We start from the raw sequence: 22,324 nt of genomic DNA, 5'->3' as shown, positions 1-22,324 counted from the left end.
TCTGCGCAGCGAGTGATCGGGAGTGCGGACCGGCGAATGCCGGTCTGCATTGTCCGATCGGTCTCCTCTTCACCCGCACATGACGGGTCTCGCACATCGGTCGCGAATCATCACTCTCCCTCAAAAACTGCCGCAAGGAACGGAGCGCTTCGGCGCTCCCGTTCTTCTAATTCGTCAGTTTTCGTTAGCCAATTGGGGACCCAATATGCGCATTGAGAATCGTCGCGCCAGCGATGAGCCCAATCTGACTGCTAGCTTCAAGACCGCTGTCATGAGTGTTTCCGGCGCGGTGGTCAGTGTGTGCGTCAAATACGCAATGTATGACAGGACCGTTCGGCTCTCTCATTGGTCAACTAAGCAGATCCTCGCGCTCTACAAGTGCCTCGAACACTACAGCGGCGTCCATTACTACGGCTCCGATTTGCAGCGCATATCGGACGATCCCAGTCTTTCCGATTTACTGCCAGCCCGGCATCCGGTTCATACAATGCTCAACGAAAGACCGGATCTCACACAGGAAGACTATTCGGAGGCGAACAAAGGCTTTTCCGTGAAGTCATTTATATTCGACGATCACGGTGAAACATGCCGTATTTCTTGCGCCTTCGGCGGCCACTTTCATCGCGTAGAGGTGCTGCCCGCATATATCGCGATGAACCTGTACGGTTCCCTTAAGGCGGCCATCGATCTGTCGGGCCTCGTCACTGTGGAAGTCGGCGGTTCGGCTTGATCTTTCGATTGATCAAGCCGGAGCGCGATATCGTCAAGATGCACTGCCGTTCTGGCGGCTCGACATTATTCGGCGGTTGGATCGTGATGGATGTGTTCAGCTCCCTCGTCCTTCTGGATCGCCGCAGGTTGGTGGCTGACGTTCGAGGAAGGCATCTGAGGCTGGGCTTCGCGTTGAAGCAGGGCGAGCAGCTCCGGGCGTAATCCGTCCCCTCGATGCGCAACCAACGCGTGAAAAGAAAGCAATGGCAACATGGTGGCTCCTGATAACGATATTTACCGTCGCGACTCGCTTGACGGGATGCGTCCTCTGCAGAGACTTCAACCTATCGCCGCGCGCAGCTAAAAAAACTCCGTTTCTTGCGATCCAATCTCGCCGTGCGTGGAACCGCGTCGCAATCGAACAGATCGTCCGTTTTAACTCGAAGGCGGTTGTACTGGCAGCGGACCTTTGTGCGAGTAGCTGGCTCACTTTGCGGAATTGCAGCGCAAGAAACGGATTGTTGCGTCGGCTCGCCGGCTCTACCGTTCGGAGGCGGCTCGGCCCGGTATCGCTCTCGGGCACGTAACGACTGCGCGAAGGTCTCTGGCGCACTTTCATTTTTCCGAAGAGGCAGACTCTCATGAACCACGTTGCGCACCCAATGACTGGCAACGCTGAGTATTTCGCTCTTGGGCGTGGCGCATTTATCTTGCGCGGCTTCGCGTTACGCTATGGGGACGAACTCCCGCGCCGCGTAGCCGAGCTTCAAAACTCGCCACAGGATCGTTGCTCCGTGACGCCGAGTGGACTGAGCATGTCCAGCGAATCAACGACATGTTTTAGTCTCGGCTGGACGACGATCGAGCGAAGCCAAGACTGTCTTCCGACGGACCCGCCGTACGCGGTAATGCCTGATGTACTGAGAAATTTGGGGCGAGACGCTGCCGCTGCTGTCGGCTTCAATGATTTCGCCCCCGACGTAAGCCTGATGAGCCAAGTTCCAGGTGCGCGCGTCTCTTTGCATCAGGAGATGAGCTGGCCAAAAGCAGGCGCGCCAATCGTTGCTTTAACATTGGGAATGGCCAGCGCCTTCCTTTTTAAAAACCACGAATCCCTCGATACGCGCAGAATCACACTTTGGCACGGAGACGTTCTCGTGTGGGATCAGCAGGCTCGTGTCCCGTTTGACATCGCTTGACTAAGTTTACTTTTGACACGAGCCCCATCGCATCCGACGGCACCTGTGATGAGGGAAAATGGGAGCTGCGACGACATTCCAAGTGCGGCAGTTTGAAATCGAAGCGCCAATGACTGCTTGTCGCCAGGTACAACGGACGTTCGCGGAGTCGCATTGAAATACGGCAGTTCGACCTTTGCTGACATTGCCGCGGGTTAGGGCCAAGGCCTGTAAATGGGCGGAGTGCGGACGGTGGCGATGTTGGCAGATGGTCGCATGGGTAGCTCAACGGAATCCCGTGCCAAAGGTCGCAGCCATTCTGTAGCGTGAAGCGTCCGAGTGTCATCGATGGGTCTCCTGTCAGAGCACGATGGCGTGAACGCTTTCGGGCGAAAACCATTGTTCTAGCGTGCCCATCGCTACTGGCGACAGTAACTGAGTGAATAGCAGTGCAAGGCGCCGTTTGGGGCGAGAACACGCGACATAGAACAGATTGCGGTTGCGCTCGAAAGACTCTTCCCTCGCTGCCGGAATCGCTTGTCCAGCCGCCAACCCGAGCATCTCGCCGAAGTTGTACTGGTTCCATCCCCGACCGATAACGACCAGGACGTTATCGAATTCGGCACCCTTCACTCCGTGCTTGGTCTCAAAGGGTGAATGACCGTCCAGGTACGCCCGCAATGCAGATATCTCCGCGTAGGGAACAGCGCGCAGTCGCTCATCCTTGCTGTGCCAGGAGCTCCTTGACGTGCTCAAGCGCCTGGTGACCGACATCGGCCGGAAGGTCACAAGAGCAATACGCTTACCGCGCGGGGCGAAACGCCCAGCAAGCGGTGATCGAGGTGGAGGAACGGCTGCATCGCGGGCAAACGGACGTTGTTGATGCTGACCTTGCGGACTACTTCGGAAGTATTCCACACGCCGAATTGATGTTGTCGCTCGCGCGACGCATCGTGGATCGGCGCGTGCTTCATCTGATCAAGATGTGGCTGGAATGCCCCGTTGAAGAAACCGATAACCGAGGGCGGAAGAAACGTACGACGGAGGCCAGGGACAGCAGACGCGGCATTCCGCAGGGCTCACCTATCTCACCACTACTGGCAAATATTTATATGCGCCGGTTTGTGCTGGCATGGAAGAGGCTCGGATTTCAGCGAAGTCTTGGCAGTCGAATCGTGACCTACGCGGACGATCTGGTGATCCTGTGCAAACGGGGCAAGGCTGAGGAAGCCTTGTTACGACTGCGTGAGATCATGAGCAAGCTGAAGCTGACGGTGAACGAGGAGAAGACACGAATCTGCAAGGTGCCGGAAGACGAATTCGACTTCCTGGGTTTTACGTTTGGGCGGATGTACTCAGCGACAACTGGTCAGGCCCGTATGGGCATGCGCCCGTCGAAGAAGAGTATCCGGCGCATGGTCGAGAAGATTTATGCAATGACCGCCCTCAAGACGGCATGGCAAGAAACCACGGAACTGGTGGGCAGGTTAAACCGCACGTTACGCGGCTGGGCGAACTACTTCCAAGTAGGGAGCGTTAGCCGGGCATACCGTGCGCTCGACAGCTACACCGCTGCGCGGTTGCGCCGGTGGTTACGCAACAAGTACAAGCTCAGACGTCGCAGGGGCGGGACCTATCCGTCCTGGCACCTCTATGGGTACTTCGGTCTCGTACGTCTGAGCGCTCGTGGGGGCGTAGCCTGGCGTGTGTGAAGGCGTGATGTCTTGTCCGAGAGCCCAGTGCGGGAGATCTGCACGCTGGGTTCGATGAGCGGGATGTGGAAACGGGGTTAAGGCGAGGATATTCGGGCACCGCCAGGCGAAAGAGGCGGCAACAGACAAGCCGAACCTACGGCTACCGCGCCACATCTCGACTCTACCGGGCTGAGTCCCTCCGCGCTTCGAACTCATCGCCGAAAAGCGGCCATTGGTATTTCGCTGCCCGAAAGCGGCCGGTCGTCAGCGCGCACTACCGACCCGTTGTTGACGCTCGCTGTTGTGCGACGCTTGTGACGCGTTGCGGACTACCTGCGGCCCTTGATAAGGGGAGTTTGCTAGGTGGGTTTCGGCCTTCGCCGGCATTGGAGCGGGATGCATTCTAGTCGGCAACGGGTAGGTTGCCGCGGCAGCAACATCGCGCAGCGGATGCAAATTTTAGCATCGGCGACCTCACCGTCGAGGCGAACACTCCGCAGTTCCGCGAGTCTCTCTTAGTCGACTTACGATCCAGCGGACGATGACTTCTAAACCTTTCGAGTCCTGATATAGCAAGCTATGCGTAAGCCTGCGGATGGAGATCCGCTTCCCCGTGTCGGACTCCGGCTGAAGAGTCACTATGCGCCAAGTTCCGAGCGGGGACGATTCAGCAGTTACTCTGAGCCCAGGCCCAATGATAAGTAGTTCCCAGCCCATCGCTGCTGCTGTACAAAGTGACATTGCGATGAACGCTACGGCAACTGCAATGCACAATCCCGACAGCACGGCAAGCAGTAACCCGAAAATCGTAATTACCGCAAGAATATAAGCAATAAATTCCGCGCCTTTGAACAATGGATTCTCGGTCACAAAAGACATATAAGTCAGCTGTATTGCGCCGCCCAGCACAGCTAAGAACATCAATTTCCTGCTCCTGCTTACGTTGAGCCGTTGCCGTCCTCTAATTCCGAAATCCGTCAACGCCAGAAATGCCGATAAAATGTGGGCAGAGGTCCAGCTAGCGAAATGTGCAGTCGCCAAGAGAGCGGAAGCCTCGTCTGCCGGTTGCCTAATAATCAGCACCTTATCGTAAAGAGACTTAAATTCGTCGGGGTCGCCATTATGGATATGATGTGTGAGTTCGGACTCCCACCTAAACATCTTTTCCCCCGAAACAATGAGCATACCGCCCACGAGAGATGCGCCCACGGTGGCTAGGACGACAGAGCCATTGAGGACTGGTGTGAAGGCGGCTAAGGCTCCCAAGATAATCGTAACAAATGTCGCCAGAAGCAGTATAGAAGGTGCAACTTTCAGGGAGACGGGCAGGGAAACTTTTGTTGCGACGAGAAAAGGGGTCGATATGCATACTAGCCCAATTGGCGGGTTGGGGGTACGGCACAAGATTAAGGCCTTGAGTGCAACATTTCCACCATGGCTATGAGAAACGATAATCTGGCTTGCCGACCTCCACGCGTTCGCTGATTCATCAAGTTCATTCGCAAGACGATGCGCGGCCTGCCTTCGAGCGGAAAACGTATTAAATCCCGACCATTTGAAGACTTTAAAATGGACAGTGCCACCGATTTCTGCAGCTATTCGGGCACGAATTTTCGAACCCGGTTTCGTCCATTTACTACCACGCGCGAACGTGCCGTGAACAAGCGTAATTACAACGCTCGGTTGCTCGCAACTATCTTCTTCCAAGGATCGGGTCGCACGCTTGCGATCGCAAATCCGTGTAAGTTTCGTGATATATGCCTTCCAGTCAGCTAGGCAAAGTATCCATCCGACAGCCATGATTGTGAATATCACGATGGACATCAAGAGGGGGCTGTCCTTCGAAAGAAATGCCTCAATTGAGGTATAGACCGTCACGTTTCCCTCACTTGATTAGCCCTTGCCCGCGCGAGGGTTCGCGTCGCAGGTGAGAAGTCCCCCAACTTTTGCATATGTCGCGGACCGCGTACACAAGATGTTGTCTTGGAACGTTCGCGGGCGAACTTTCAAGTCGACACTGTGGACCACGTCTAACGTTCTAGGCTGAACTCTGGAGAAAACCCTGCGCGAAGGTCACGACGAATAATCGGCGTATGCTCTCACTTCGCCAAGGAAGCCGAGCGCCACTCGTGTGCATCCGAGTCGGTTGCCTGAGCAGACCGGACGTTTGAATGTCGGAATGTCTCGTGCTGTCAACGGCGGCTCGTGGCCGCGTTGAGGCAATACGACTGGCAATTCGCTCGCCGGAAACCGGTCATTGAGCGGGGGCGGACGCGGCCTTCGTCATTCAGATTGGATGTAGGCCTCGAAGGGCGGCTCTTGGCCGGGATGAGGCACTGCCGCCCGCAATCTTCTCGCCGCAGACCGGCCATTTGAGCCAAGGCGGACGAGACACAGGGCGTCAAAAACTGGTCGGGCCCCAACCCAGCGGCTCCTGACCGGTTCGAGGCCAAGCCGACGGAAGTCGCGCCGACCACCGCACCGTCTGGTGTGCTGCCGAGGCACGGCTGGTCGCGAATTGCGTTACAAATTTAGTTGCAGCCGGAGCCGACGGTAGTAACTGATTTAGTTGACGTGGAACTTGCGGTGAAGCCGCACTGACTATGCCACCCCGCTGAATGCTGCGCCGCACAACGATAGCAACAAAATTGCTTGCGCAAGCGAAGAGTGCGTTTTCGCGCCCTCCTTGAGTCGTGCGCGGCTGCGGCGCGGTGTGCAGCGCTATTCGTTCAGTTGCCGGACGCGGCACGCGGCCGTCGCGCGATGCTCGCAGGTGTTCTCACGCGAGCAGCTGTAATCGTGCTGGACCGAGGTGGCTGAACTCCCGATACCGGAGTGCGCAAACGTCTGGCAGGTCAACGTCACCCGCATCTCGACGACCGGGCATTCGCAGCTCGCTTGGCTGAACATGGTTGTGCTCCCTTGCGCTGTTGAAAGCCATAGCGTGTCGTCACGACTTAGCCACCGGGCGAACTTGCGATTCCGTCAACCAAAAACCGCCGAACTGCGCCACATGCAGATCCGGCCGTGTCGATCCTTCGCGCTGCACGTGCGGCTTTCCTAGAAAAGCCGGCGTCAAGCGGCAGGTCGCTTGGTTTCCATAAAGTTGACCGCTAATTTCCTCGTAACGGGCGCTGGGACAAAGGCGTTACGAGGTCAAGAAATCACCGGCCATGTCGATATTACGGTCGTGGTCGTGGCCACACATGACCACCGCTCTCAAAACGCCTTGACTTCGTCATGGACAAGCCTAGAATGTACATATCATGTCCATGTACATAGAGGTGGGAGAATGGCGACTGCAACAGAGCGGATCGTTGTCCAGGTGACTGCGGTTCAAAAGCGGGCGATCGCGAGTACCGCGAAGCGTCTCGGGCTTAACGTGAGCGAGTTGATGCGCCAAGCGGCGCAGGGCTTCACACCGTCCGAGGACGAGCAGGACATGCATGCGCTGATTGCGCGGGTGAATGCGTCAACGAACGAAGCGAACGATGCGCTGGACGACGCGCTTGCGTTCGTCGCGGAGTCGAACAGGCGAATTGCGGCGTTGACGGAAGGTAAGCACTGATGGGCGTCACAGACAAGGTGTGGGATGCGCTCACGACCGTTATCAAGATGAATGACAAGGTGGTGTCGCTTGCCGGCACGGTCAAGGATCAGCAGGCGAAGATTGAGAGCTTGACGGAGCGGGTTATTCGACTTGAAGCGACGTTAGAACTCATCATTCGCACAGGCGGCGACACAAAAAAGCTACCACGCTAACGGAAAAGCGGATACACGAATTACATTTAATGGGATTTATAGTGGATCAAAAACAAGTGGAGGCTCTGACGAAAAGCCTATCCGTTGCCACGGATAAGATTCATGGACCCCTGAATGCGCTTGCTCTTGTAAAACTGGTCGATGCATTTTATGCACCCGACGACCGCATGCTTTTACTAAAGCAGATTGACGATGCGTATGTTGCTTGCAACGTCGCCTATGAGGCGATGGCAGCCGGTACTCCAACTGCTCGCTCGTGGACGGATGAGCAGAAAAGCGAGCACCAACGGTTGCTGAACGCAAAGGTGGAGTGCGACCGCGTGGTTGATGAATTGAGAAAAGAGCATAAGCTGCTTTTCCGGCTTCGGGACGCAAGAGATACGTTATCAAAGAGCAAATACGAGTGAGAGCGGAGGCTTCTGCCGCGACGAGGTAAACAAGTCCCGCGCATAGGAAAAGGATATGAACCACACGGCAGAGATCAACAGGGGGTTCGAATTACTAGCTCTGTGCCAAACGCTTCAGTCTGAGAAGGATGGCGTAGAACGGCCCGCACCGTTTGCAATCGACAAGTCCAAGACGCTCGACCAGTTCGCGAAAGATATCAATGCCGCGATCACGAACATGGTCTCGCTGCACAAGCTGATTCCGCAGATGTTGCGCCTGGCCGAACTAGGACGCAAGCTCGAAGCAGACGGAAAAATCAGTGTTGAATACAGCGATCACTACTCGACGGCCGCTCTGAATTTTGTGCTGGCCGAGCACGGTCTCAACTGATCGGAAAAGACGCTAATGGAACCAGACCCGGCGTTACTCAATTGCGATGCTTGCGGAAGGTCTTTCCAGTTTGGTCCGCATAGATACGATGGCAAGGCTATCCCGACGTATGGGATTACCGTCTGTACACCTTGTTGGGACGCGAACTGGGACGGATGGGCGCCGCACCTCGCGAAGAGAGTGACAGCAAAACTTCTTGCAGAGGGCAAGCCGTTGCCGTCGCGGAACTCGAAGCAGCGGCTGCCACGCGAGTAACAAAACACGGGGAAGGTGGCTCGGGCCGCGCAACGACGAAGGCGAGAGAAAAATACGAAAAGGCCCGCTGCCATTCATCGTATGCCAACGATGCAGCGAACGGCAGCGGGTAGCAGGCAACAGGGGACTGCGCCGGCCGAAAGGCTCATGGTCCAACAGCAGCTAGCGAGCTTCAAATCAGATAATTCCGAAAACGGTGCCCACACAAAGTAAACATGAACGTGACTCACTCTTTGTTTGCGATGCAGGGTATCGCGATCGGGCTTGCGCTAGGACTGCTGTTGCTGCTTTCCCTCTTTCGCATTTCGGGTGCGTTTTCCGGCGCGTCGAAACGTGACGGAACGCCGAGCGATGAGGATGCCGAACAGCAGCTTGCACAGGCAGTTATTCGACGCGCTCGCAGAATGCCTGGCCGCAACAACTGACGCCACGGAAAATGGGAAAAACACCATGCGAAATAAACTAGTAATCAGAGCGGAAGCCACCACGCAGTTTGTGGTCGCCCTTGGGTCGGGTTAACATTGCTGCCAGAGCCGCACGGTGTTGACAGTGCCACGCCCGGCGATTTCCCGCGGAGGTCAGCATGGAACACGATAGCACGCTGTACGTCGGACTGGACGTCCACAAGGAGTCGATCACGGCAGCCTATGCGATCGACATGGGCGAAGTCGAACTGCTGGGCAAGATCGGCACGACGACGACCGACATCGATCGGCTCTGCAAGCGCCTGCAATCGAAAGCGCGACGCGTTTGCATCGTCTACGAAGCCGGTCCGTGCGGCTACGACCTGTACCGAAGGTTGGTCGACGAAGGGTTCGAGTGCATGGTGTGCGCACCCTCACTGATTCCAAAGAAACCGGGCGAACGGGTAAAGACCGATCGACGAGACGCAGTCAAGCTGACTCGCGCATTACGTGCGGGTGATCTGTCGGCCGTGTACGTCCCTGGCGTCGAGGACGAGGCATTCCGCGATCTGGCTCGCGCGTGGGTCTCTGCCAAGGAGGATCTGAAACAGGCACGGCAGCGGCTGAAGTCATTTCTCCTCTGTCACGGCGTACGCTACGACGGCAAGGCTGACGGGGGGCCAGCTCACCGACACTGGGTGCATGGGTATTCATTCGGCAGTGAATGGCAACAGATGGCGTTTGAGGAACATCGCCGCACGATAGAAGATCGGCAAGCACAGTGCATGCGTCTTGAGACGCCCCTGCGGGACGCCGTGGTTAGCTGGCGCTTCTATCCTGCAGTCCTCGGATTGCAGGCAATGCGCGGAGTGCAGTTGACTACGGCTGTTGGCATGCTTGCCGAGGTAGGTGAGTTGGCTCGCTTCGAACACCCTCGTCAACTGATTGCCTGGTTGGGCGTCACACCATCGGAACACTCGTCGGGTGACAAACGGCGTCAGGGAAGCATCACCAAGACCGGCAATAGCTATGCAAGAAAGTTGCTGATTGAGGCGGCCTGGAGTTACCGGCACCCAGCTCGGCTGAGCCTCGACATTCGGCGTCGGCATGAAGGCATTCCGAAGGCCATCGTTGATCGCGCATGGGAGGCGCAGCTTCGACTCTGCCGCCGATATCGCAAACTCTCGTTACGAGGCAAGAACGTCAACATCGCAGCTGTCGCAGTGGCCAGGGAGCTGGCAGGTTTCATCTGGGACATCAGCCGGCTCGCGATGGCACTCGCTGTGCCGCGCGATGCGAGATACGCGTAGGAGCCGAGACGCAACGGTTAGTGAACTATACAAGGAGTTTCCTGAGGGCGGCGTAGCCCGGTACTCGAGTAACCCGCGGGCTACTTCGCAACGGGTATCTTCCCGATTTGCGGCAAAAGAGAGCGGCAGGCTCATGAGACGGACCTCTGTAATGCGGTACCTAACCCGCGGATATCAGATCCTATGAAGCGAGGGCCTCGACAGGCCGACGCCTAAAATTAGCGTGCCGAGGTTTGCTCACAGGAGAACATCATGCGTACCGATCAGGCATATACAGGTAATGGTGACGTACCAGTGCTGGCAGTCTCACTGGAACTGGCGGCGGCCAAATGGAAAGTTGCGCTTCACGATGGCCGGCGCGAGAAGCCAGCCGTGCACACGGTCCCACAGCCTCAGGCCGCAGCGCGTCTGCAGGCGACGCTGGACCTGATTGAGTTACACAAGGAGAAGTGGTCGTTGCCCGAGGACGTACGGATCGTCGTGAGCTATGAAGCCGGGCAGGACGCGTTCTGGATCTGTCGCGCGCTGCGGCGCCGACACATTGAATGCCACGTCGTCGATCCGGCCAGCATTCCGGTCGAACGTCATCAGCGGCGCGCGAAGACCGACCGCCTCGACGTTATCAAGCTTGTCATCAACTTGCGCGCGTGGCTGCGCGGCGAGCGCGACCGCATGCACGTAGTGCACATGCCGTCACAGGAGGACGAGGCTACACGTCACCTCATGCGCGAGCGTGGACAACTGCAGAAGGAAATCCTTCAGCACCGCGACCGGATGCGCAAGCTGCTGGTTACGATTGGCTGCTGGGACGCCGTCGATGACCGGACCTTCGCCGGCCGGCTCGAGCGCGGGGAAGTGCACTGCCATGACGGTGCACCATTGCCGCGCGAGTTGCATGAGCGGTTACTGCGCGAGTGCGAACGGCTGGCACTCGTTAAGCACCAACTTGCGGTCCTGGAGAAGACGCGGCAGACAAACGTACCAGCGCCCGCGCGCCAGCGTTCCGATGCGCTGGCGCGCCTCCAGGGAATTGGCGAAGTAGGCGCGTCACGCCTTGCCCTCGAGCTGTTCTGGCGGGACTTCCATAACCGTCGGGAAGTCGGTGCATGCGTCGGACTGGTGCCCCAACCCTTCGACAGTGGCGAGAGTCAGGTCGATCAGGGGATCAGCAAACAGGGAAACCGGCGGGTACGCGCGCTTCTGGTCGAGATCGCCAGGACCTGGCTGCGCTACCAGCCTGACAGCGCATTAGCGAAATGGTTTTACCAGCGCACACAGGGCACCGGACCGAACCGACGCGCGCGACGTATCGCCATCGTCGCGGTAGCACGACGGCTTGCCATTGCGTTGTGGCGCTATCTGAAAGACGGGGTCATTCCCGAAGGCGCACACCTAAAGTCAGCTTGAGCCCTGGTTTCGCAGGAAGGAGTCTGGCAGTTACATAGCAAACGAGTTCGAAGTGAACATGCCCGTGATCACGCTGGGTTGCAAACGCAACCGAATAGCTCTCAGATGGGGCCGGTTCCCGGAAGCGATTCCGGCGTAACACGCATTGCAGGATAAGGCTGGCAACGCGCCAGCGGATAGAAGGTGGTGAGATGCTGGTTCCTCTCACGCGCGCCACGACTTCGGCCTAGGATCAACCGGAGGGAGGAATGAAAAGCGTCCTTGACAACATCCTGCTCATAGAAGCGTGATCCACCGTCGAGACTTACTGCTGCGCCGCCCTCAGGAAATTCATACGTCGATCCAACAACCTGAAAACCAATGTCGCGATTGACACGCAAAGTCATATCAGTACCAGCGAACCGCGCAGCTGATGACACCAGCCGGGAAACGGTGACCGTGATACAGCGATTTCGATTTCTTCATCGCCTCATCTTACGCGAGACGACCAGCAACCTGACACCGCCCTTCCAAGAGATGGCCGCTGATTTTTAAAAGTTCTTCGGCGTTCATGATGATTGCTCGCTGGAGAAAGCCTTTGGGAGTCGACTTTACATAATTAAAGCGATCACTTCTCGTGAACCTTTTAGTTCAAATCGTGCGCTGTCGGTTGCAGCCCACTTGTCTAGTGTCGGTTTCAACCGCCCACACCCGAGAACAAAAACCCGCTTGGCAACTAAGGCTCAGGGCGATGAAGATCCAGGTAAATGCGTTATGGTGATAAGCGGCCACGGGCGGCAGCCGCGCGCCAGATCGTTACGTCGTTGGTGATTGATGTGCTTGTGACTTCTGGTAAATTAATCGCTGCGCGGCGCAGTACAAATACAAAGACCGCGGATGATATCGTCGAGGTGTGTCATGGAAGTTCTTGATCGCGCGCCCGCCGTCTCGCCGGACGGACGCGCCGTGGTGTTCATGCTGTCGGTCCGCGGCCGCGACGTCGAAGCCGCGGTTGCACGTGACGCACTCGAAGAACACTTCTGGCTGCCACCTGACGCCGACGCGGCACGCACACTCAAGACATTCGAAAGCGGTCGCAACCGCATCGTCGCGGTCGCACAAAGAAAGTTACTCGCGCGGCCCGACGAACAGCTGCGGCTGACCGTGAACGACTTCGTGACCCGGTAACCGACCGTTGGCTGACGATGACTGTCGCGTCGCGATGCGTCTCCGATCCACAAAAAAGCACGACCGTTCAAATGTTGCTAATTTATCTTATGTCAAATTTAGCGACAGGCGAATGTGGAATGCCGTGCTCCGACCCACGGAATCGTGCTTCCCGTGATTCCTGCATTTCCTAAAACAATGGCTGCTGCGCTGTGCCTACTCGCTTGCCGTTGCTTCCTATCGCATATTCCGGAATAAGATGCCCGCTCGCAAATATGCCATTGTTTCGATCTGCAATGTCAGCGGTTACTGAGACCCGCTGGCTCAAAGCATCTCGCCGACAGACCAGCATGGAAGCTCTGCATCCTTGGTCTTGGAGCGATCGGACACACCGCAATTGTGCAGCAGGTTGCTGCACAACCGCGTCCGGCAAGCCTGCGCAACGACCTATATATAACGCTTACAAGATTCCGCTCTGACTTATCCCTCTTCGGATCCAAGCGCGGTCTCGTAGTCCTGGCCGCCATAAAAGACGCCCAAGATTGGGACAGTCGTCGTCCAGCAAGCAAGCGATGATCGCGGGCTTGCGGAAATGCGTAATTCTAAGTCCCGGCAACAGATCGTCGCACGCGACGCCACGGGCAGCGCATGTCTGCAGTGACATGCGGAAACTCGCTTGCGAGCCATCGACTATGTGCAGCATAATGCACATAGTATGTAACATGGAGCCGCACATGGGCAAAGCACTCGAAGTCAGACCGCGCAAGTCGACCAACGTCACCTTGCCTCCCGAGGTGCTGGAGCGCGCCAAACAGCTTGGCATAAATCTATCGCGCGCGAGCGAGCGCGGTGTACGCGAAGAAATCCAGGAGGCCGAGGCTCGGCGGTGGGCCGATGATAACGCCGAGCTCGTCGCCGCCTACACGGCGATGGTCGATCGCGACGGGCTTCCGCTCGCAAAATACAGGACGTTTTAATGGCCCGGTTTGATCTCTACACCAACCCCGACATTGAGACGCGCAAACTTGCCCCGTACCTGCTCGACGTACAAAGCACTCACGTCGGTATTTTGCCGACGCGCATCGTGATTCCCCTGCGACCTGCCCGACATCTTGCCTTTTCCGGCAAACCATCCGATCTGCTCCCCTTTTTCCAAGTCCACGGCGAAGAATGTTTCCTTGATACGCCTGCCATGAGCGCGGTACCGTTGAAGGCTCTCGGCAAGTGCATTGGCTCCCTTTCGGATCGACGCGAGGCCATTCTTGCGGCGCTCGACCGGATTTTCGGCGCATACTGACCGCGAACAAATCGACTTTGTTCTTGAGGGGTGGCCGTCGTATTCGCCAATCAACCCCGAACCCCAAAATATCGATTTCGCTGTTGCGCTTTCACGCTGACCCGCCCCCAGGAACACCGCGAGTGGAGATGCGATGCAATTGGACAAGCAACCAAAGAGGCTCAGGCAAAGTGGCGTAACAATGCGTCCTGGCCCGCCGAGCTTGCTGGCAGAGGTACTGGCCTTGGTGATAGGGGCTGCCCTGCTGGTTGTCGGGTTTGCCGTTTCCCTTGTAATGTTGGCAGTCGCTCTTGGAGCAGGCATTGTGATCGGCGGTTTCGTTTGGTGGAAGACGCGCAAAACAGACGCACGACGAGCAGGTGCGCGAACGCGCGGGCCAGCGCATGGATACCGCCGCACTACCGGTTTTGAGGATTGCGGTATGCAGATCCGATACAAGAGTTGCGACCACCCCACTAGCCATCTTCGTTCATTGATTCGCGCCTCCGCTCAAGTGTCGCGCGAGCATTGCTGCAATTACTCAACCGTAGCGGTTTGAAGCCATCGTTGCGCTGGACAATTTCGCGAAGGACGCGAAGCCACTGGCCCCTTTGGTGCAAAACTGCTCATGGGTGTTCAGGTGGCGGCACGATGAGGGTTGACGGTTAGTTGCGAAATTTTGTTATCTCAAATGGTCAGGGCGATTGACATAAACTGACAGCCGCGTCGGTTTTGGCAACAGGACAAGGAGGATATTGGACGGCGCTGCACTGGACATTGCGAGTGGCGAGTGGCGAGTGCGAACTAAACCAGAAGCGACGTCCTGGTCATCTCCCTCGGAGAGCAAAGCGCCGAGGCAAGGCTAGCCGACCACCATCATGATCTAGGAGTGTCCGACCGACGGCATCACAAAGAGGCGTTCGTCCCACACCACGGGTTGCGGCTCGGTCACGGCAATCCGCGTCGCGTCGGGGTGTGCGGGATTGACCAGCACGTTGAACTCTGCACGGACGACCACTGAAGGTACGATTAGGAGCGCGGTACGCGACTCGGTCAGCCAGGCGTCGCCGAACGCTCTTGCCGCCTGCAGTGCTGGCGCATCCCATCCCCCCGGCAACGATTCGGCCGAATGGCGTTCGACGCGAATATCGTCGGGAACGGCTGCCTCAACCCACCCGTGTGTCTTCGGTACCTTGCCGATGCGCGCGTGAACCAGAATCTCGAGCATCGCACCGGCGAAGGTCGACGCGGCGTAGATGACCGGTCGCCCCGGGCTATTGAAGCGGCCACCCACCAGCATCGCGCCGGTGCCACTCCAGACCGTGTGTCGAGTGTCGGCGATCCGAAACAACTTCACGCCGGCAACCCATAAAACAGTTTCCAGAGCAGCTCTTCGACCCGGCGCGCGCCGAGCTCGGTCAGCGCAACATCAAGCGGCGCCCGCCCTTCGAGCTCCGGGTGCGGCGTCGACAGGAATTCCCGCGCGTCCTCTTCGTCGTTCCAGACGTAGGCCGTCGCCGCGACGATCCTGGCCAGGCGCTCAGTCTTTTCCGATTCGTCTGGCGTCAGCCGATCGCGACGCCGCTTATAGGTCGCTTCGGGGATGATGCGGGCAAGTAGCGCACGCCTGGCGTCAGCACCCTGCGTCGCATGTTCGACGCCCGCGCGCAGCGCGGACTTGGGCAGGCCGTCGCGGACAAGTGCCTCGAGTTCCGCGAGCGTGTGCGGGACCTGCTGCAGTTCCATGACCGCGGCCACTGCTTCAGGCGTAATTAGTGACATACAACTCCCGACTGAAGTATCAGTTGATGCCTAATGATAGCGCAATTGATACCGTCAGCACACTTATCTTCAATTTGGCGAGGTCCAGCGGGGAGACTGTCGAAGTGGCCACCTCGACATCGTCCGTGCCTGCGAGAATCGCCCACATAGCGTGACGGCACGTTACGGCCTACAAGAACTCTTTCGTACACGAAGCGCTCATGCAATTAAGCATCTGCTCGCGACAGGATGTCGCACCGGGCACACGGATAAACCATTTATATTGCATTGCACAAGTCCGTGTGATCGGTAAGTGCGGTTTGCCGGTCGTGTTATAGTGCACTGCACAAGGCTCGTCCGATTGGCAAGTGCGATCTGACGACCGCGTCCGGCGTTCCCAGGTTGCGGACCGACATGCCGCTGAAGGTGAGTCGACACGCCTGTCAGCTACGCCCAGTTTTTGTCTACGTCATCAAAATGAGGTCCCTGTGAAATACCTTACCCGCATCGCCGCGTCTGGAGCACTCCTCGTCGTCGCTCTCGGTATCGTCACCTTCGCCCAGATCAAGTTCGCGCCGCAATCCGCAGACAACAACCCGGTCGCACGGATCGTCTTGAACGTCGAATCGCAACTGAACGGTTGAGCGACTCCACCGCCTCATGTAGCTCGCGCCCCACAGGCAAAGAAAAAACCGCCAGGCTCCGAAGAGAACTGGCGGGTTAAAGCTACTGATTTCGGATTAACATACTAGGCGATGGTAATGGAGTTGACGCCTGCTCAGGCTCCTCCAGCGACCAGTCAGCCGCCATGTCCACGGCATCCAACACCTTGGCAGGTCACCAATCGTCAATTCGAGGCGCTTCATCGTGGCCTCGTGAGACAGGCAATCTTCCCCTTCGACGTTTTGATCATCAGAAACTTGAAGAGCGTGTCGCCACTATGATCCAGCGCAAGTCAGCCCTCCCCGCCTGGCGCGAATTGTCACTGCGTAATCTGAAGGCATGGCCAAATCCGGAATTTGTGCAGCAGCCTCCTGCACAAACTGTAACCTCTTCGGTTTGGTAAAGATAGGATCGCGAACTAAACATCGATTACTTTAATTATGTAAAATGCGTAGGAATCCGAAATTTGTCGACAACCGAATCAACAATGCAACTACCCCTGCGGCAAGTGCTCCGCCCGAATAGTAATCTGTTAAGGCTTGCCGATACGTCGATTACGGGATCGGCGAATGGTCCGTTCCCGTCAGAAAAACCCTCAGCTGCCGCTCCGCTTCGAATACTTCGTGAAGAGGAGCCCTTGCGAGCTGGGCGTCATACAGCGCCAGCAGCGCTTCAAAGGCGCTGATTACCTCAGACGCGAGCCGCCACTCCGCCGTCTCATGAGCGTGCGCCAAGGTGGTCTCGACCGCATATTCGGCGATCTTGAACTGCTCCACCGCTCGGTTGCCATAACCAGAGCGCTGCAGATACCAGCTCAGGTACACCGCGCACATCCCGCGTCCCATTCAACCGGTCATTCCCCGACACGGCCGACCGTCCGCGGCCATCAATCTCCATAGCCCCGCAGGACTCCGACCGCATCGGAGCACTCCGCGGTTTCCTCCATCGAAGCTTGTTCGACACCTGCCGGCACGCGCCGTACCGTGTTCACAGTCGTGGCGACCACGGCAGGCATCTAACAACAACGAACCCGGCCCTTGATTGTCGGCGCGGCCGTATCTCTGATATGGCTTCGCTATAATCAATCGCTTCCAGGCGTCGCAATGTCGAGAAAATGTCTTCCAGGCGAAACAGGTCCCCCCGGCCGAGCCCGCAGGCCACTGACGAATGCACTTCTATTGCCGATGGATCGCGCCTCCGCCAGTGAACGGTCGCTGTCCCGTCATCTTCCGCTGATCGCATGCCGCGACGGACATGGCAACGGCCACCTGGTCAATGAACTTATGCGCGCGGTTTACCTGAGCTGGTTCCCGTGACTCAAGACCCATGGTGCAGCGCTTTGGGTACAGATGCGTTTCGAATCGCAGAACGAAGTTGCAAACGTATCGGTCGAGGCTCCGCATCTTTCCTCGCGTGCCACTGCCACAGGGTGGTGACGTTGTACGATGGTTGCGAACGATGAAACACTGCCAGCCGGTCAGACCGAAAACTAACTAACGGTGGCCAATTCGCGAGAATCTGTACTCCTCGAAGAAATGGCCCGTTCCCATGGGAAGATTCAGCAGTAGTGCGTGATACTCGACCCTCATATTGCGTCGAAAAATGAGGTCGCCAACGGCGTCGATCCATAGCGCGTCATCCGTTGTCACATCATTGGGTCCATAGTCGGAACGCGTGCGTTCCTTTTCGTAGGTTCGATACAGCACCCCATCGCGGCATGTTGACTGCGTCTTGCCCGCATTCCGAGATGCGTACGCGCCGATTTCCATATCGCCGTAAAAGGTCGCAATGAGGTACTGAGACTTTCCTGACAGCGTGACTCGAACAAAGTCAGGCGGAACAATGATCCCATGATCGTCGCGTCGATATCGCGATCTCATCGCGCTCCACGCTTCGCGGTCTCCGATTGGAAAGACGAAATCAGCCGGCAGGCGAGCGCCCATCTGTTGCGTCGAGTCTCCATGAACCAGCCGACCGGTGCCCGCAAAGTCTCCGCTCAGATTTGGGCATCCGACCTGGTCCTCTGTCGCCTGGGTCTGGAACCCGCCGCGTGCAACTGCATGGTGGGCGCATCCTGCTGCCCCCACGAGCAGTAGCAGGCCACATAAAATGAACGCCCGCCTCATTTGTTCGCCTCTTTGGATTGGCTGAGATAAGTTCCGGCCGACAACCCGTATTGACTAAACAACGTAGGAATCGCGAATATGCCCGCGATCGGAATGTCCACGTCGGTCTGTAGATTGAACAGCGTATGCTGCATGTCGCTCATGTGGGCGAGATTCCCCAAAGCGTCATATCCGGTCCGGCTGCCCAGGAAATCGTGCGGTCCAGCAAATGACTCCATCAGTTTGTCCACGAAGCCGCCCGGTTCATATGGAATACCGCTAACTGTACCAGGCAACCCCTGGTTGCCGCCAGTCGCTCCGCCAACCTTATTCAACACGTCCTTCAATGTCCAAGGCTGATCGGTGGCTGGATTGACGAGGTTCGACTCAAAGGTCATTGTTCCGTCGCTGTTCATGTTGACGTTTCCATATTGCTTAACGTCATCCAATGCCACGCGGGTCCCGGCCAGCTTGAAATGGTCGCCATCAATCCCGTCGCTGGGTCCGCTCGCGTTAGTCACGGTGTCACCCGTGTTTGCGTCTTGAATCCCCTTAAACTGCTCCGACGATGTCACCTGATTGACCCGCATTGAGTTACCAGCCCATTGCAGCGCGGCAACCGCTAGACTTGCCGCGGCGCCACTCGAGCAACCGCCTCCGGTCAGCTCGCCAGTGGCACAGCCCGCCGCACCGGATGCAAGCAGCCGTGTCGCATCGTAGGTATCTCCGAAGCCTCCCGCAACGCCTCCGGTAATCGCGCCCGCCAGTCCCGACAATGCAAGCTGCCCAAAATCAAGCGAACCGGTCGTTCCGACTTGCATCACGGCGCTCGATGCCATAGCGCCGACTGCGCCGGCGATTGCCAGATTGGCCATGCCTCCCGCTGCGAATGTCGCGCTCATCATCATGCCACCTGCCGCGGCCGCTTCAGCGAAAGTACCTCCAGCCGCAAGCGTAGAGAACGCTGCTACCGCCGCTTCGGCCTGCATCGCAGCCACGGCTGCGGCAGCAGCGCCAGCTGTCACCACCGAGATCACGATCGCAATGGCGATGGTCGCGATTATCGGCAGACCGCCACCTTGCTTGACAAAATACTGATGCAGATTGTCGCTCACCGCAGTCCCGGTGAAGTTCGTGCCGAGTTGGTACTGAAGCGCGGTGAGTACCTGCTGCGTCCCGGTCTGATCGACTGTGCCGTCCGCATTGAGCTTCTGCAATGCGCCACCGATCTGGTCCAGCGTCTGCAGGTTGAGATCCATGTTCGCCGCACTCATGAACCCACCTGGCTGAACCAACGTGCCTGTCGTGTCGAGATAACCACCTTGGACCTTGCTCCAGATCTGCCCGATGTCGACCTGATTCGCCTCGTTGGTCAACGTGTCGGTGTTGACCGTAAGCGTACCGGAAGCGCCAATGCTCCCTGTATTGAGAATACTGCCGCCGCCGCCCTTGCCGAAATTCAGCGTGACGTCCTGCCCCGAGATATTGCCGCCCGCAGACATCGCATTCGTGTTGGTCGGCAGATAAACCTCTGGCATCAGCGCTGTGATCGTCGGACATGTATTCAGCGCAGGCCCCGTCGCCGTGCATGACGGATCCGGGACGGTTTGCTCCACGTACCAGAGCATCGGTTTGTCGAGCGCGTTGACCTGCGTCTGCGTCAGCGCATCGCCCAATTGGAGGTTTTTCGCCCTCGCGTAGTCGAGCGCGTTCTGATACAGATCTGCTTTTTCCTGCTCTGTCACCGACGTGTTGGTCTTGCTGTCGTACGTCAAGCCATCGATAAAACTCGCCTTGCCTGTTTGCTGCAAGGCCGCCTGCTGCAAGACCAGATCCTCTTCCTGCGGGTTGTAATAGAACAGCGTGGAACTCGGCTGAAGATTGGACGGAAGCGCATTGAGCAGATCCTGCGGGCCCAGGTTGCCAAGCGTCGACGGGCCGAGCGAGCTGTCGACATACGAAGCCGTTCCCGCCACTGCCGTCGGGATCGCGCCCCCCACACGATGCTGCAGCGTGATGCTGATGCCGGGCATATTCACCGGGCTGAGCGAAATGACCTGCGACGGGCCGTTCACACGGGGTGTATTTCACACGGGGTGTATAGGTGTCAGCGGTCGTGATGCCGTTGATCAGCTTCTGGCCGGTCAATGTGACCGAGGTGCCTATCACATTGCCGACATTCTGGATCTGCCCGCCGGACGTAATCGTCAGATTCGGTGCCTGAATTGTGGCCGCAATGTTGCCGACCGGCTGCGGCGGATCGATCGTGCCGCCCGTACTCGTATAAGCACTGCCATACAGCGCTGTACACTCAGCCGGCGAACCGCACGCCCAGATGTCGTGACGCTTGTCCGGACTGAACATGCCGGTTTGCTGTACCCAGTGCGAGTGCCAGTAGGCATTGAGCGTCTGCGCTTCATTCACAACGGGGCCCGCCACTTCGATCGTCGCCGCATTCCCCGCCGTGATCAGGCTGCCGATGTTGGTCAGGCTACCCGCGTTGATCTGAAGATTATTGCCTGCGCTAATCACCGAGGAACTGCCCGACTGCTGATCAACATAGCCCTCGCAGTAGCTTTCGCTGTAGCCGCCCGCAGTCATACAACCCGAATACTGCTCCTTCGAACCGTAGTCCTGATGCACAGGTACCGGCGGCGGCAACGTGTTCGTTATCGCGCCCGACACGTTCAGCGTGATATTGCTGCGCGCCACGATATTGCCCGACGTGTTGGTCAGGCTTTGCGCAGGCGTTGTGGAACTCGCGGTCGAGCCTACGCCGCCGATCACGATGTCGTGACCCGCGAGCAGGTTGCCATACGTATTGCTGACCTGACCGGCTGCGATAACGAGGTCATTGCCGGCATAAATCGTGGCGCTTTGCTGGGCGTAGGTGAAGCTGGTCGTCGTCGGGTTATCGCCTCGATAGCCCATTCCGGCGGCACACTCGCTGCTCGACACACCTGTCACGCAGCCGGGCGAACTGCTCGTCGAAGTCAGGCGTTCCCCCTGGTTGCTGAACGACTGAGTTCCGCCTGCGTTGAAGTTGCCACCCGCATAGATGTTACCGCTATTGACGAGATTGCCGCCCGACAGATTCACGTCCTGACCGGCGACGATCAGCCCTTGTTGACCAAACGTTGTGGTCGTGGTCGTGATACTCGCAACGACGTGTTGTGCGCCACGTCGAGCACGCCGTTCGCTAGATCTGGCCCAAGATCGGAAAGTTTTGCGTTGGCTGTAAAGGTCGCATCGTAAAACGATCCGCCGTTCCCACCAGAAAATCCCTGGATCGTCTGCGTACCGACGACGATCGAACCATACAGTGTCGGATCGTCGGCAGCCGAGACCACCTGCGTGGTCGTACTCAGGCCGCCCTGAACACCGTCGTTGACCACAGCGCCGGCATTGATGGTGATATTGCCCGCAGCCGAGATCGTGCCCGTCGTATTCAGCAGCGTGCCCCCCAGCGAAAACTGCATGTTGCCGTTGGACTGGGTCGTCGCGCCTTGGTTGTCGTAGTTACCGCCGTTGATCGAAAGCAAGTTGCCGGCTTCCACGGTGCCACGATTCGTGGCCAAGCGGGTTGTCGATGCCGACACTGAGGTTGCCTTGCAGCTTGCCGGTGGCACGCGTACCCGAGTTGTCAACCGAAGCGACGACTGTCCAGGGCTTCGTGCGCTTCACGGCGATCACCACGTCGCTCTCGCCGGGCGTTTCAGTCGGCACGACCTGCATGTCAACGTCCTGACTGGCGACGCGCTTCATCTGTTCGAGTCCCTGTTCGAGATCGCGCAGATTGAGCAGATCGCCGCCACCCGCCGGAAATGCCGACTTCCACGTGCCACTTGTAGCGGCATCGGCGAAGCGTAATTGGT

At 57.8% G+C, this 22,324-nt stretch carries 23 protein-coding genes and 3 pseudogenes; 15 read left to right on the top strand and 11 right to left on the bottom strand.

Annotated features, from left to right (window positions below; genetic code table 11):
* The first annotated feature begins 79 nt into the window (after positions 1 to 79).
* Positions 80 to 730, top strand: coding sequence for a hypothetical protein (locus tag PQR54_RS36110; RefSeq protein ID WP_408254313.1), 651 nt, complete (start codon positions 80 to 82; stop codon positions 728 to 730).
* A gap of 65 nt (positions 731 to 795) precedes the next feature.
* Here the strand turns inward: PQR54_RS36110 and PQR54_RS36105 are convergent, their stop codons facing one another.
* Positions 796 to 984, bottom strand: coding sequence for a hypothetical protein (locus PQR54_RS36105; protein ID WP_143048342.1), 189 nt, complete (start codon positions 982 to 984; stop codon positions 796 to 798).
* Positions 985 to 1,352: 368 nt separating this feature from the next.
* Here PQR54_RS36105 and PQR54_RS36100 point away from each other — a divergent pair, with 368 nt between their 5' ends.
* On the top strand, positions 1,353 to 1,910 hold the full coding sequence (locus PQR54_RS36100; RefSeq protein WP_408254310.1) for an alpha-ketoglutarate-dependent dioxygenase AlkB: 558 nt from the start codon (positions 1,353 to 1,355) through the stop codon (positions 1,908 to 1,910).
* Positions 1,911 to 2,249: 339 nt separating this feature from the next.
* On the opposite strand, the gene PQR54_RS36095 is transcribed toward PQR54_RS36100, so the two are convergent.
* A complete protein-coding gene (locus PQR54_RS36095; protein WP_408254307.1) occupies positions 2,250 to 2,522 on the bottom strand; it encodes a hypothetical protein in 273 nt (90 codons plus the stop codon).
* A gap of 167 nt (positions 2,523 to 2,689) precedes the next feature.
* Here PQR54_RS36095 and PQR54_RS36090 point away from each other — a divergent pair.
* Both PQR54_RS36090 and PQR54_RS36085 read left to right on the top strand, forming a co-directional pair.
* Positions 2,690 to 3,220, top strand: a pseudogene (locus PQR54_RS36090) (reverse transcriptase domain-containing protein); the annotation flags it as partial.
* Positions 3,221 to 3,238: 18 nt separating this feature from the next.
* On the top strand, positions 3,239 to 3,601 hold the full coding sequence (locus PQR54_RS36085) for a group II intron maturase-specific domain-containing protein (protein ID WP_408254471.1): 363 nt from the start codon (positions 3,239 to 3,241) through the stop codon (positions 3,599 to 3,601).
* Positions 3,602 to 4,057: 456 nt separating this feature from the next.
* Here PQR54_RS36085 and PQR54_RS36080 read toward each other — a convergent pair whose 3' ends face one another.
* A complete protein-coding gene (locus PQR54_RS36080; protein WP_408254304.1) occupies positions 4,058 to 5,461 on the bottom strand; it encodes a lipase family protein in 1,404 nt (467 codons plus the stop codon).
* Between the two features lie 1,414 nt (positions 5,462 to 6,875).
* Here PQR54_RS36080 and PQR54_RS36075 point away from each other — a divergent pair.
* From PQR54_RS36075 to PQR54_RS36045, 7 genes are all read left to right on the top strand, one after another.
* Positions 6,876 to 7,151, top strand: a complete 276-nt coding sequence (locus PQR54_RS36075) for a plasmid mobilization protein (RefSeq protein ID WP_408254301.1) — start codon at positions 6,876 to 6,878, stop codon at positions 7,149 to 7,151.
* Positions 7,151 to 7,345, top strand: coding sequence for a hypothetical protein (locus PQR54_RS36070; RefSeq protein WP_046564727.1), 195 nt, complete (start codon positions 7,151 to 7,153; stop codon positions 7,343 to 7,345). Before PQR54_RS36075 ends, PQR54_RS36070 begins: the two co-directional genes overlap by 1 nt.
* 41 nt (positions 7,346 to 7,386) lie before the next feature.
* Positions 7,387 to 7,752 carry a hypothetical protein gene (locus PQR54_RS36065; RefSeq protein ID WP_408254298.1) on the top strand — a complete coding sequence of 122 codons (366 nt, stop codon included), beginning with the start codon at positions 7,387 to 7,389 and terminating at the stop codon, positions 7,750 to 7,752.
* A 55-nt stretch (positions 7,753 to 7,807) separates the two neighbouring features.
* Positions 7,808 to 8,122: a hypothetical protein gene (locus PQR54_RS36060; protein WP_408254295.1), complete on the top strand. Its 315-nt coding sequence runs from the start codon at positions 7,808 to 7,810 to the stop codon at positions 8,120 to 8,122.
* A 470-nt stretch (positions 8,123 to 8,592) separates the two neighbouring features.
* A complete protein-coding gene (locus PQR54_RS36055; protein ID WP_408254293.1) occupies positions 8,593 to 8,802 on the top strand; it encodes a hypothetical protein in 210 nt (69 codons plus the stop codon).
* A gap of 158 nt (positions 8,803 to 8,960) precedes the next feature.
* The gene (locus PQR54_RS36050) at positions 8,961 to 10,091 is read left to right on the top strand and encodes an IS110 family RNA-guided transposase (RefSeq protein WP_408254290.1); all 1,131 of its coding nucleotides are present in this window, start codon (positions 8,961 to 8,963) and stop codon (positions 10,089 to 10,091) included.
* 252 nt (positions 10,092 to 10,343) lie between these two features.
* Positions 10,344 to 11,498 carry an IS110 family RNA-guided transposase gene (locus PQR54_RS36045; protein ID WP_408254287.1) on the top strand — a complete coding sequence of 385 codons (1,155 nt, stop codon included), beginning with the start codon at positions 10,344 to 10,346 and terminating at the stop codon, positions 11,496 to 11,498.
* Between the two features lie 390 nt (positions 11,499 to 11,888).
* Here PQR54_RS36045 and PQR54_RS36040 read toward each other — a convergent pair.
* Positions 11,889 to 11,963: pseudogene (locus tag PQR54_RS36040) on the bottom strand (IS6 family transposase); the annotation flags it as partial.
* Between the two features lie 432 nt (positions 11,964 to 12,395).
* Between PQR54_RS36040 and PQR54_RS36035 the strand changes: the two are divergent.
* The 3 genes from PQR54_RS36035 (at position 12,396) to PQR54_RS36025 (ending at position 13,941) form a co-directional block, all read left to right on the top strand.
* On the top strand, positions 12,396 to 12,665 hold the full coding sequence (locus tag PQR54_RS36035; protein WP_408254284.1) for a DUF1488 family protein: 270 nt from the start codon (positions 12,396 to 12,398) through the stop codon (positions 12,663 to 12,665).
* A gap of 713 nt (positions 12,666 to 13,378) precedes the next feature.
* Positions 13,379 to 13,621: a type II toxin-antitoxin system CcdA family antitoxin gene (locus PQR54_RS36030; RefSeq protein ID WP_246279278.1), complete on the top strand. Its 243-nt coding sequence runs from the start codon at positions 13,379 to 13,381 to the stop codon at positions 13,619 to 13,621.
* The gene (locus tag PQR54_RS36025; RefSeq protein ID WP_408254283.1) at positions 13,621 to 13,941 is read left to right on the top strand and encodes a CcdB family protein; all 321 of its coding nucleotides are present in this window, start codon (positions 13,621 to 13,623) and stop codon (positions 13,939 to 13,941) included. The genes PQR54_RS36030 and PQR54_RS36025 overlap by 1 nt, the downstream gene beginning before the upstream one ends.
* Positions 13,942 to 14,803: 862 nt before the next feature.
* On the opposite strand, the gene PQR54_RS36020 is transcribed toward PQR54_RS36025, so the two are convergent.
* Positions 14,804 to 15,277 (bottom strand): RES family NAD+ phosphorylase, encoded by a 474-nt coding sequence (locus PQR54_RS36020; protein WP_408254282.1) that lies wholly within the window; start codon positions 15,275 to 15,277, stop codon positions 14,804 to 14,806.
* The gene (locus PQR54_RS36015; RefSeq protein ID WP_408254279.1) at positions 15,274 to 15,702 is read right to left on the bottom strand and encodes an Xre family toxin-antitoxin system antitoxin; all 429 of its coding nucleotides are present in this window, start codon (positions 15,700 to 15,702) and stop codon (positions 15,274 to 15,276) included. The genes PQR54_RS36020 and PQR54_RS36015 overlap by 4 nt, the downstream gene beginning before the upstream one ends.
* A 467-nt stretch (positions 15,703 to 16,169) precedes the next feature.
* On the opposite strand from PQR54_RS36015, the gene PQR54_RS36010 reads away from it, so the two are divergent.
* A complete protein-coding gene (locus PQR54_RS36010; RefSeq protein WP_153141799.1) occupies positions 16,170 to 16,325 on the top strand; it encodes a hypothetical protein in 156 nt (51 codons plus the stop codon).
* 573 nt (positions 16,326 to 16,898) lie between these two features.
* Here PQR54_RS36010 and PQR54_RS36005 read toward each other — a convergent pair.
* From PQR54_RS36005 to PQR54_RS35985, 5 genes and pseudogenes are all read right to left on the bottom strand, one after another.
* Complete coding sequence (locus PQR54_RS36005) at positions 16,899 to 17,189, bottom strand: hypothetical protein (RefSeq protein ID WP_408254276.1); 291 nt, start codon at positions 17,187 to 17,189, stop codon at positions 16,899 to 16,901.
* A gap of 648 nt (positions 17,190 to 17,837) precedes the next feature.
* Complete coding sequence (locus tag PQR54_RS36000) at positions 17,838 to 18,287, bottom strand: hypothetical protein (RefSeq protein ID WP_408254273.1); 450 nt, start codon at positions 18,285 to 18,287, stop codon at positions 17,838 to 17,840.
* A gap of 179 nt (positions 18,288 to 18,466) precedes the next feature.
* Positions 18,467 to 20,524: a hypothetical protein gene (locus tag PQR54_RS35995; protein ID WP_408254270.1), complete on the bottom strand. Its 2,058-nt coding sequence runs from the start codon at positions 20,522 to 20,524 to the stop codon at positions 18,467 to 18,469.
* 1,041 nt (positions 20,525 to 21,565) lie between these two features.
* A complete protein-coding gene (locus tag PQR54_RS35990) occupies positions 21,566 to 22,006 on the bottom strand; it encodes a hypothetical protein (protein WP_408254267.1) in 441 nt (146 codons plus the stop codon).
* 16 nt (positions 22,007 to 22,022) lie between these two features.
* A pseudogene (locus PQR54_RS35985) lies at positions 22,023 to 22,324 on the bottom strand (POTRA domain-containing protein); the annotation flags it as partial.

Source organism: Paraburkholderia phytofirmans, from assembly GCF_046028095.1.
GTDB classification, from domain to species: domain Bacteria; phylum Pseudomonadota; class Gammaproteobacteria; order Burkholderiales; family Burkholderiaceae; genus Paraburkholderia; species Paraburkholderia phytofirmans_A.
This window is presented reverse-complemented; position numbering and strand designations above follow the sequence as displayed.

Bases quoted from the DNA above. Each gene is read 5' to 3' on its own strand.
- PQR54_RS36110 (WP_408254313.1), top strand. From the start codon at position 80: ATGACGGGTCTCGCACATCGGTCGCGAATCATCACTCTCCCTCAAAAA.
- PQR54_RS36105 (WP_143048342.1), bottom strand. From the start codon at position 984: ATGTTGCCATTGCTTTCTTTTCACGCGTTGGTTGCGCATCGAGGGGAC.
- PQR54_RS36100 (WP_408254310.1), top strand. From the start codon at position 1,353: ATGAACCACGTTGCGCACCCAATGACTGGCAACGCTGAGTATTTCGCT.
- PQR54_RS36085 (WP_408254471.1), top strand. From the start codon at position 3,239: ATGTACTCAGCGACAACTGGTCAGGCCCGTATGGGCATGCGCCCGTCG.
- PQR54_RS36075 (WP_408254301.1), top strand. From the start codon at position 6,876: ATGGCGACTGCAACAGAGCGGATCGTTGTCCAGGTGACTGCGGTTCAA.
- PQR54_RS36070 (WP_046564727.1), top strand. From the start codon at position 7,151: ATGGGCGTCACAGACAAGGTGTGGGATGCGCTCACGACCGTTATCAAG.
- PQR54_RS36060 (WP_408254295.1), top strand. From the start codon at position 7,808: ATGAACCACACGGCAGAGATCAACAGGGGGTTCGAATTACTAGCTCTG.
- PQR54_RS36055 (WP_408254293.1), top strand. From the start codon at position 8,593: ATGAACGTGACTCACTCTTTGTTTGCGATGCAGGGTATCGCGATCGGG.
- PQR54_RS36050 (WP_408254290.1), top strand. From the start codon at position 8,961: ATGGAACACGATAGCACGCTGTACGTCGGACTGGACGTCCACAAGGAG.
- PQR54_RS36045 (WP_408254287.1), top strand. From the start codon at position 10,344: ATGCGTACCGATCAGGCATATACAGGTAATGGTGACGTACCAGTGCTG.
- PQR54_RS36035 (WP_408254284.1), top strand. From the start codon at position 12,396: ATGGAAGTTCTTGATCGCGCGCCCGCCGTCTCGCCGGACGGACGCGCC.
- PQR54_RS36030 (WP_246279278.1), top strand. From the start codon at position 13,379: ATGGGCAAAGCACTCGAAGTCAGACCGCGCAAGTCGACCAACGTCACC.
- PQR54_RS36025 (WP_408254283.1), top strand. From the start codon at position 13,621: ATGGCCCGGTTTGATCTCTACACCAACCCCGACATTGAGACGCGCAAA.
- PQR54_RS36015 (WP_408254279.1), bottom strand. From the start codon at position 15,702: ATGTCACTAATTACGCCTGAAGCAGTGGCCGCGGTCATGGAACTGCAG.
- PQR54_RS36005 (WP_408254276.1), bottom strand. From the start codon at position 17,189: ATGGGACGCGGGATGTGCGCGGTGTACCTGAGCTGGTATCTGCAGCGC.
- PQR54_RS36000 (WP_408254273.1), bottom strand. From the start codon at position 18,287: ATGGGCGCTCGCCTGCCGGCTGATTTCGTCTTTCCAATCGGAGACCGC.